The organism is Komarekiella delphini-convector SJRDD-AB1 (genome assembly GCF_014831675.1).
GTDB lineage: Bacteria > Cyanobacteriota > Cyanobacteriia > Cyanobacteriales > Nostocaceae > Komarekiella.
The window spans coordinates 1-1214 of record NZ_VJXY01000178.1; the positions used below are offsets into that span (position 1 = coordinate 1).

Genomic DNA, 1214 nt, shown 5'->3' on the forward strand with positions numbered 1-1214 from the left:
GGATCAGAATTTGATGACCCAGTGGCATATTCGTTATGGTGGTCGCGGTGTGATGATTTACTGGCACGTTGAAAAAAATTCTGTCTGTATTTACTCACAATTAAAAACCTGTTCTTCTTCTGAGGTGGCAGCTATGATTGAAGGCTTACTGCGTCATTGTACCGAGATGAAGGTCGAAAAGAATTTTGTGGACAGTCATGGACAAAGTGAAGTCGCTTTTGCTTTCTGCCATCTTCTAGGTTTTCAGTTAATGCCACGCCTCAAACGCATTAATGTTCAGAAATTGTATTTACCCTTTACTGGAAGTAGCAGTGCTTATCCTAATTTACAACCTGTTCTGACTCGAACAATCAACTGGGATTTAATTCGTCAGCAGTATGACCAAATGATTAAGTATGCTACTGCACTTCGCTTAGGAATCGCAGAAACAGATGTTATCTTAAAACGCTTTACTAGGGGGAATTTATTACACCCTACTTATCAAGCTCTATCTGAATTGGGCAAAGCGGTTAAGACTATCTTTCTATGTCAATATCTGCATTCTATGGAATTGCGTCGAGAAATCAACGATGGTCTGAATGTAGTTGAAAATTGGAATAGTGCTAACAGTTTTATTTTTTATGGTAAGAGTGGAGAAATTGCCACTAATCGTTTAGAAGATCAGGAGTTAGCTGTTTTATCCTTGCATCTGCTGCAAATCTCGTTAGTGTATATTAATACATTAATGATTCAGCAGGTATTGTCACAACCGCAATGGATAAAGTTAATGAAGAAACAAGACCTGCGGGCGCTTTCACCTTTGATTTGGCTACATATCAATCCTTATGGTACTTTCAAGCTGGATATGAACGAACGTTTGCTGATTGAGACAGTTGCATGAACACTCATGAATGCAACCATGAGCCTTGCGTTATGTCCTCTTAGGGATGTTTATTACTTCTATTAGAAGCGATCGCCTATGATGGTCGTTGAGTCCTTCTCAAAGGAGACGAAGGCATCTCCCGCTTGCTTAAACAAGGGTACGGACACGCTACCCTTGGAACGCCATCGCCCTTTAGGTATCGCCAACGACGGGCGGTTACGCTCTTAACATGATCGCACAGGAAGCGATAGCGATCGCCTAACTCAAAGAGAAACGTCTATAGTTATGCTCCGTTTCTAAACTAAACCGTTTAGTTTGCACTTGGTGACAGCTTCGCCAGCTCTAAGCCTAT

The 1214-nt window shown here is 41.3% G+C and carries 2 protein-coding genes; both read left to right on the plus strand.

All coding sequences use genetic code 11. From position 1 onward, the window contains the following. The coding region (locus tag FNW02_RS38180; protein ID WP_191762640.1) for a Tn3 family transposase at positions 1–880 on the plus strand (880 nt) is incomplete at its 5' end. A gap of 78 nt (positions 881–958) precedes the next feature. Next, complete coding sequence (locus tag FNW02_RS39830; RefSeq protein WP_263627879.1) at positions 959–1090, plus strand: hypothetical protein; 132 nt, start codon at positions 959–961, stop codon at positions 1088–1090. Positions 1091–1214: the final 124 nt, after the last annotated feature.

Coding starts and splice junctions, on each gene's coding strand:
- FNW02_RS39830 (WP_263627879.1), top strand. CDS start 959: ATGATGGTCGTTGAGTCCTTCTCAAAGGAGACGAAGGCATCTCCCGCT.